The sequence below is a fragment of the Prevotella illustrans genome (assembly GCF_017426725.1).
In the GTDB taxonomy this organism is placed as follows: Bacteria; Bacteroidota; Bacteroidia; order Bacteroidales; family Bacteroidaceae; genus Prevotella; species Prevotella illustrans.
The window spans coordinates 48,990-56,174 of sequence record NZ_JAERMS010000015.1 but is presented as its reverse complement, the minus strand read 5'-3'; the positions used below and the strand labels follow the sequence as shown (position 1 = coordinate 56,174).

Here is a 7,185-nt window from a genome sequence, read left to right as displayed (position 1 = left end):
CCGTTTGGTGGATTCGCCAAAGCATTCTGCAAGCAATCGCCGAACAAAGCCGCATCGTCAGGCTGCCTCTGAATCAGGTTGGTTCGCTCAATAAAATCAATCGAGAAATCAATAAGTTCGAACAAGAGTTTCAACGCAAGCCCTCATTGACCGAACTTTCCAACGCGACGAACATTGAAGAAGAGAAAATAGATCAGAGTCTGATGGCCGACAGCCACCATGTCAGCATTGACGCGCCGTTTCAGGACGGTGAGGATAATAGCATGGTAGACATCATGGCTTCGGGGGATGACACGCGAACTGATAAACAGGTTGACCACGAATCAATGGCTTTGGAACTTGAAAGCGTATTAAAGAAAGTGCTGAAGGACCGTGAGATAACCATCATCCGTGAGTGCTTCGGTATTGGTTGTCACGAAAAAGGTCTCGAGGAAATAGGCGACCAATTAGGACTCACCCGCGAACGCGTGCGCCAGATTCGTGAGAAGAGCATTGCCAAGCTCCGCGACAGTGGCTACGCCCGTATCCTTATGAAATATTTAGGCTAAATAACCGCTTTTCAAAAGCAATCTTTTTGGCTCGTAAAGGCAGTCCTTTCGGCTGCTTGAAGGATTGCTTTTGAAAACACGTTGCTCCCTTACTAAAATCTCATCACCGAAACAACGCATACGAACAGTTGTTCGCATGTAGCGCAACCGCATCTTAACGGCTGATTAACAGGAACAAACATGCCCATGACAACTGCCTATCCAAGCGGCCGTCTTTAATCTTAAAAAACGTAAATAGACTGACATATTACGCTATTTTTCGTATTTTTGCAATCTCAACATATAACGGTACAGAATATGGCTGGAACAAAACAAATAAAGACCGCGCTTATCTCGGTCTTTCATAAAGACGGTTTGGACAAATTGCTCGCCAAACTTGATCAGGAAGGTGTCAAATTCTTAAGTACTGGAGGCACCCGGCAATTCATCGAATCTCTCGGCTATAAATGTCAGAAAGTGGAAGACGTAACGACTTACCCCTCTATTCTCGGCGGCCGTGTGAAGACCTTGCACCCCAAGATTTTCGGTGGAATTCTGGCCCGTCGCGACAATGAAGGCGACCAAGAACAGATGAAGCAATACGAGATTCCGGTCATCGACCTTGTTATCGTAGACCTCTACCCGTTTGAACAGACTGTGGCCGGTGGCGCTTCGGACGCCGACATCATCGAAAAAATCGACATCGGTGGTATTTCTCTCATCCGTGCCGGTGCCAAGAACTTCAAGGATGTGGTTATTATTCCCAGCAAGGCTGAATATGACGTGTTGCTCGACATCTTGAATAAGAAGGGTGCCAACACCGAGCTGGAGGAACGCAAGTTGTTTGCCGAGCGTGCTTTCGGCGTCAGCAGCCACTACGACACAGCCATCCACAACTGGTTTGCCAAATAAAAGCAAACCTTTTTAAAATTTAAATCGTATAAAACAAACTATAATAAATGGGATTTTTTTCGTTTATACAAGAAATAGCAATGGATCTTGGTACGGCCAACACCATCATTATAAGCAATGACAAGATCGTAGTGGACGAACCGTCTGTTGTTGCCCTCGACCGCCGCACTGACAAGATGATCGCGGTGGGACAGAAGGCTAAAATGATGTATGAGAAAACGCACGACAACATTCGTACGATCCGCCCGTTGCGTGACGGCGTGATTGCCGATTTCACTGCCTGTGAGCAGATGATGCGTGGCCTCATCAAAATGGTTCATACCGGAAGTCGTATCTATTCACCGTCATTGAGAATGGTGATCGGCGTACCGTCAGGCAGTACCGAAGTTGAGCTGCGTGCCGTTCGTGACAGCGCTGAGCATGCAGACGGACGCGATGTCTATCTGATTTTCGAGCCTATGGCAGCAGCCATCGGTATCGGTATTGACGTGGAGGCTCCCGAAGGCAACATGATTGTTGACATCGGTGGCGGCAGCACCGAAATTGCGGTTATCTCGCTGGGTGGCATTGTCAGCAATAATTCCATCCGCATAGCCGGCGATGACCTCACGGCCGACATTCAGGAATACATGAGTCGCCAGCACAACGTGAAAGTCAGTGAGCGTATGGCAGAGCGAATCAAGATTCACGTAGGTTCGGCACTGACCGACTTAGGCGAAGAAGGCCCCGAAGACTACATCGTTCACGGTCCTAACCGTATCACGGCACTGCCGATGGAGGTTCCGGTCTGCTATCAGGAGATAGCCCATTGTCTTGACAAGACCGTTGCGAAGATTGAGAACGCCGTTCTGAGCGCGCTGGAGAATACGCCCCCTGAACTTTATGCCGACATCGTAAAGAATGGCATTTATCTTTCGGGTGGCGGCGCATTGCTCCGCGGTCTCGACAAGCGTCTCACCGATAAGATCAATATTCCGTTCCACATTGCCGAAGACCCATTGCACAGCGTGGCTAAAGGTGCCGGCATCGCATTGAAGAACGTAGACCGTTTCTCTTTCTTGATGAGATAAACAGAATTCATGAAGAATCTTTTAGATTTCTTAGCAAGATACAACCACTGGTTGCTTTTTATTATACTGGAAGTTGCAAGCTTTGTCTTGCTCTTCCAGTTTAATAATTATCAGGGTAGTGTATGGTTTACATCGGCCAACGCTGTCTCGGGAAAGGTATTCGAGATAAGCTCACACATAGAGCAGTTCTTCGCGCTGACCAAAGTTAACCAAGAGCTGACGCAAAGAAATCTACAATTGGAACAACAGGTTCAGACACTTACTAATACGCTGCAACAACGCGCCAGCGACTCTATACTACTGAAAAGCCGACAGTTTCAACCGCTGGCCAATTACCGTTTGATTCCGGCCAAGGTCGTCAGCAACACCGTGAATCGACGTGATAATTTCATAACGATTGACAAGGGCGCCCAGGATGGTATTAAGAAAGATATGGGAGTTGTGAGCGGCAACGGTGTCGTGGGCATTGTCTATCTGGTCTCCGACCACTATTCCATCATTCTACCGGTACTGAATTCGCAGTCGAACATCAGTTGTACCATCAGGGGACGCGGCTATTTCGGCTACCTTCACTGGACAGGTGGCGCCATCCATCTGGCCTATGTCGACGACATTCCACGCCACGCGCATTTCAAACTTTACGACCAAGTAGTTACGAGCGGCTACTCATCGGTCTTTCCACCGGGTGTCATCGTCGGAAAGATTCTACACGTCTACAATTCAAGCGACGGTCTCTCCTACCGTCTTAATGTGAAACTCTCTACTGATTTTGCCAACTTGCGGGACGTCTGCGTTATCGACAACACGGCCATGGCCGAACGAATCCGAATCATGCAGGCCGCAACCGACTCCATCAAGGAAAGGGAAGAATAACAAATGAATAATACTGTTACAAGACGAATCTTACTGTTTGTACTTCTGATTCTCGTACAAGTACTGATCTTGAATCATATCCATCTCTTTGGCTATGCCACTCCCCTGCTGTATGTAGCGTTTGTTCTGAAAACCAGAAGAAACTTTCCGCGCTGGGCCATTTTGCTCATCAGTTTCACTTTGGGCGCTATCATCGACCTATTTTCCAACACAACGGGCGTTGCCATGGGTTCCCTCACGCTGATCGGTCTCATCCAACCGCCTCTGCTGGAGATATTTGTGCCCCGCGACAGCGCCGAAGACCTGGAGCCAAGCATGAAGACACTGGGTGTCAACAAGTTCATATTCTTCACTATACTGATTGTATTCATCTTTTGCCTGTGCTTCTTCACGCTCGAAACGTTCAACTTCTTCAATTGGATTAAGTGGCTCGAATGTGTCGGCGGCTCTACCGTGTTTACTGTAGTTCTTATTCTGGTGCTTGAGAATATGCGCAAAAGATGAAAGACTACAATCTCGAAAACAGGCGATTCATCATCGGTGGCATAGCGTTTACAATTGTAACTGTTTATATCATCCGCCTTTTCATGCTTCAGCTTCTGAGCGACGACTATAAGAAGAATGCCGACAGTAATGCTTTCCTGAAGAAAATAGAATACCCTTCAAGAGGTATCATCAATGATCGGAATGGAGAACTGCTGGTCTATAACCAGCCGGCCTACGACATTATGGTCGTGATGAACGAGGCGAAAGACAAAATCGACACAACAGAATTTTGCCAGGCACTGGGAATCACGAAAGAATTCTTCATCAAAAGAATAGAAACCATCAAGGACAGGAGTCTTAACCCGGGCTATTCCCGGTTTACGCAGCAACTGTTCATGAGCCAACTATCGGACAAAGAGTCCAGTGTGTTTCAGGAAAAGATATTCCGTTTTCCGGGATTCTATGTGCAGAAGCGCAGCATACGCCAGTATATGTACCCATACGCGGCACATGTTTTAGGCGACGTAGGTGAGGTCTCGCCCGGTGATATCGAGGAAGATACCTATTATCAACCTGGCGACTACATCGGAAAATTGGGTGTAGAGCGCTATTACGAAAAAGTATTACGCGGCGAGAAGGGTGTGCAGGTACTCTTGCGCGACGCCCACGGACGCATTCAGGGCAAATACCTGAACGGCCGTTACGACAAGCGCCCCAGCGCGGGAAAAGACCTTACGCTAAGTATCGATATCAAGCTGCAGGCCCTCGGTGAGCGACTGCTCGAAGGAAAGATTGGAAGCATCGTAGCAATAGAACCTTCCACGGGCGAAGTACTGTGCATGGTGTCGTCTCCCACCTATAATCCGCGCAAGTTGGTGGGCCGTAAACGTGGCAAAATGCACAAATATCTGGCCCGGAACGTATGGAAGCCACTACTGAACCGCAGCATTATGGGACAATATCCGCCGGGGTCCACCTTCAAGACTACGCAAGCGCTGACCTATATGACCGAAGGAATCATCACGCCACACACCATGTTTCAATGCCATCACGGCTTTTATTACCGTGGACTTCACGTGGGATGCCACGGCCACGTGTCACCTCTCAACTTGGTCGAAGCCATCAGCACGTCGTGCAACGCCTATTTCTGCTGGGGACTTTATTACATGATGGGCAACCGACGGAAATATCCTAACGTGGGGATAGCCATGGATACCTGGCGCGACTACATGGTAAGCATGGGCTTTGGGTACAAACTCGGTATTGATCTCTCTGGTGAAAAGAGGGGCCTTATACCTAACGCACAATTCTATAACAAGACCTACAAAGGTTCATGGAACGGCCTGACAGTCATCAGTATTTCCATCGGACAGGGTGAAGTCAACCTCACGCCGCTGCAAATCGCCAACCTCGGCGCGACCATAGCCAACCGCGGTTACTACTACGTGCCCCATGTGGTGAGGAAAGTACAGGCCGAACCGCTCGACACGACCTTCACCCGCCGGCACTATACCAAAGCCAATCGCCGTGCCTACGATTATGTGGTAGCCGGAATGCGGTCGTCTGTGCTGAAAGGCACCTGCAAACATCTCGGTCATCTGGACTTTCCCGTATGCGGAAAAACGGGAACCGCGCAGAACCGGGGGCAGGACCATTCCGTATTTATGGGCTTCGCGCCGATGGACAATCCCAAAATCGCCATCGCTGTCTACGTGGAAAACGGCGGATTCGGTGCCGATTTCGCCGTACCGATAGCCGGCGTACTCTTTGAACAGTATATAAAAGGTAAATTATCGCCTGCGGCCGCGAAGGAAGCCGAGGCCTTACAACACAGGAGAATAGCCTATGGCTCACACAACAGATAAACAACCCAGCGTTCTTCGCTCACTCGACTGGTGGACGATAGGGCTCTATTTGGCGCTGTTAGCCTTCGGATGGATCAGTGTCTGCGGTGCCAGCTACACCTATGGCGATACCGATATCTTCAGCTTCTCTACCCGATCGGGCATGCAGATCATCTGGATGGGAACGTCTATATGCCTTGGTTTCATTCTTCTGATGATGGACGACCGCTTCTATGACACGTTTGCCTATCTCATCTATGCGGCCTTGCTCCTACTGCTTTTCCTCACCATATTCAATCCCCACGAGATTAAAGGCTCACGATCGTGGCTGGTTTTAGGGCCGCTGCGCCTGCAACCGGCCGAGTTTGCCAAGTTTGCCACAGCGCTGGCCGTGGCTAAATTCATGAGCAGCTATGGTTTCAACATTCATTACTGGAAGCATTTTGCGGCCGCTACGGCCATCGTTGTTCTGCCCATGCTGTTCATCGTGGCGCAAAAAGAAACCGGATCGGCTTTGGTTTATCTGTCGTTCTTCCTCATGTTCTACCGCGAGGGAATGCCCGGCAGCGTCTTATTCACCGGCGTCGCAATGGTTTTCTATTTCGTTGTGGGCATACGGTTTGAAGATGTCATGCTGCTCGAAACACCAACATCTATCGGCAAGTTTGTCGTACTGCTGCTCGTACAGATCTTTTCGGGCATAATGGTCCATGTATATTGTGGCAGCAAGAAACAAACCCGTCTCATCCTTAGCGCCTGCTTGGGCGTGACAACCGTCTTCTTGCTGTTTTCCATCTATGTCATTCCATTTGACATCGTATGGATTCAGCTTATTCTCTGTGTACTGCTGATAGGCTATCTGCTCTATCATTGGCTGCGATCAAGCCTCACTCCCTACCTTTATATTCTGCTGTTCACGTTGGGTTCCATCGCGTTTTTCTACTCGGCCGACTACGTTCTCAACAATGTGATGGAACCGCATCAGCGCGTTCGCATCAACGTATTGCTGGGATTGGATGAAGACTTGTCAGGCGCGGGCTATAATGTGCACCAGAGTGAAATTGCCATCGGGTCGGGAGGATTGCGGGGCAAAGGCTTTCTGAATGGCACACAGACCAAATTGAAATTCGTACCCGAACAGGATACAGACTTCATTTTCTGTACAGTTGGCGAAGAAGAAGGCTTCTTAGGGTCGGCCGGCGTGTTGATTTTATTTTTGCTATTAATACTTCGGCTCATTCATTTGGCTGAGCGACAACCATTCAAGTTTGGTCGGATTTATGGCTACTGTGTGCTGAGTATCTTCCTCTTTCATGTGTTTATCAACGTGGGGATGGTATTAGGATTAACGCCTGTCATCGGCATTCCGCTGCCATTTTTCAGCTATGGCGGCTCATCGCTGTGGGGTTTTACTTTCCTTTTGTTCATTTTCCTGCGCATAGACGCCGGCAGAAATCTTATCCGTAACTGATA

The 7,185-nt window shown here is 48.9% G+C and carries 7 protein-coding genes; all 7 read left to right on the top strand.

Annotated features, from left to right (window positions below; genetic code table 11):
- The coding region (locus tag JHU38_RS06465) for a sigma-70 family RNA polymerase sigma factor (RefSeq protein ID WP_207859330.1) at positions 1-548 on the top strand (548 nt) is incomplete at its 5' end.
- Between the two features lie 297 nt (positions 549-845).
- Complete coding sequence (locus JHU38_RS06460; protein WP_107581190.1) at positions 846-1,439, top strand: IMP cyclohydrolase; 594 nt, start codon at positions 846-848, stop codon at positions 1,437-1,439.
- A 47-nt stretch (positions 1,440-1,486) separates the two neighbouring features.
- Complete coding sequence (locus JHU38_RS06455) at positions 1,487-2,509, top strand: rod shape-determining protein (RefSeq protein ID WP_107581191.1); 1,023 nt, start codon at positions 1,487-1,489, stop codon at positions 2,507-2,509.
- A gap of 9 nt (positions 2,510-2,518) precedes the next feature.
- Positions 2,519-3,382, top strand: a complete 864-nt coding sequence (mreC, locus tag JHU38_RS06450; RefSeq protein ID WP_107581192.1) for a rod shape-determining protein MreC — start codon at positions 2,519-2,521, stop codon at positions 3,380-3,382.
- Positions 3,383-3,385: 3 nt separating this feature from the next.
- The gene (gene mreD, locus JHU38_RS06445; RefSeq protein WP_107581193.1) at positions 3,386-3,886 is read left to right on the top strand and encodes a rod shape-determining protein MreD; all 501 of its coding nucleotides are present in this window, start codon (positions 3,386-3,388) and stop codon (positions 3,884-3,886) included.
- Positions 3,883-5,733, top strand: a complete 1,851-nt coding sequence (mrdA, locus tag JHU38_RS06440; RefSeq protein WP_107581194.1) for a penicillin-binding protein 2 — start codon at positions 3,883-3,885, stop codon at positions 5,731-5,733. The genes mreD and mrdA overlap by 4 nt, the downstream gene beginning before the upstream one ends.
- The gene (gene rodA, locus JHU38_RS06435) at positions 5,714-7,183 is read left to right on the top strand and encodes a rod shape-determining protein RodA (protein ID WP_107581195.1); all 1,470 of its coding nucleotides are present in this window, start codon (positions 5,714-5,716) and stop codon (positions 7,181-7,183) included. Before mrdA ends, rodA begins: the two co-directional genes overlap by 20 nt.
- Positions 7,184-7,185 lie beyond the last annotated feature (2 nt).

Excerpts from the sequence above, each read along its gene's own strand:
- mrdA (WP_107581194.1), top strand. The coding sequence starts at position 3,883 with ATGAAAGACTACAATCTCGAAAACAGGCGATTCATCATCGGTGGCATA.
- mreD (WP_107581193.1), top strand. The coding sequence starts at position 3,386 with ATGAATAATACTGTTACAAGACGAATCTTACTGTTTGTACTTCTGATT.
- JHU38_RS06460 (WP_107581190.1), top strand. The coding sequence starts at position 846 with ATGGCTGGAACAAAACAAATAAAGACCGCGCTTATCTCGGTCTTTCAT.
- mreC (WP_107581192.1), top strand. The coding sequence starts at position 2,519 with ATGAAGAATCTTTTAGATTTCTTAGCAAGATACAACCACTGGTTGCTT.
- JHU38_RS06455 (WP_107581191.1), top strand. The coding sequence starts at position 1,487 with ATGGGATTTTTTTCGTTTATACAAGAAATAGCAATGGATCTTGGTACG.
- rodA (WP_107581195.1), top strand. The coding sequence starts at position 5,714 with ATGGCTCACACAACAGATAAACAACCCAGCGTTCTTCGCTCACTCGAC.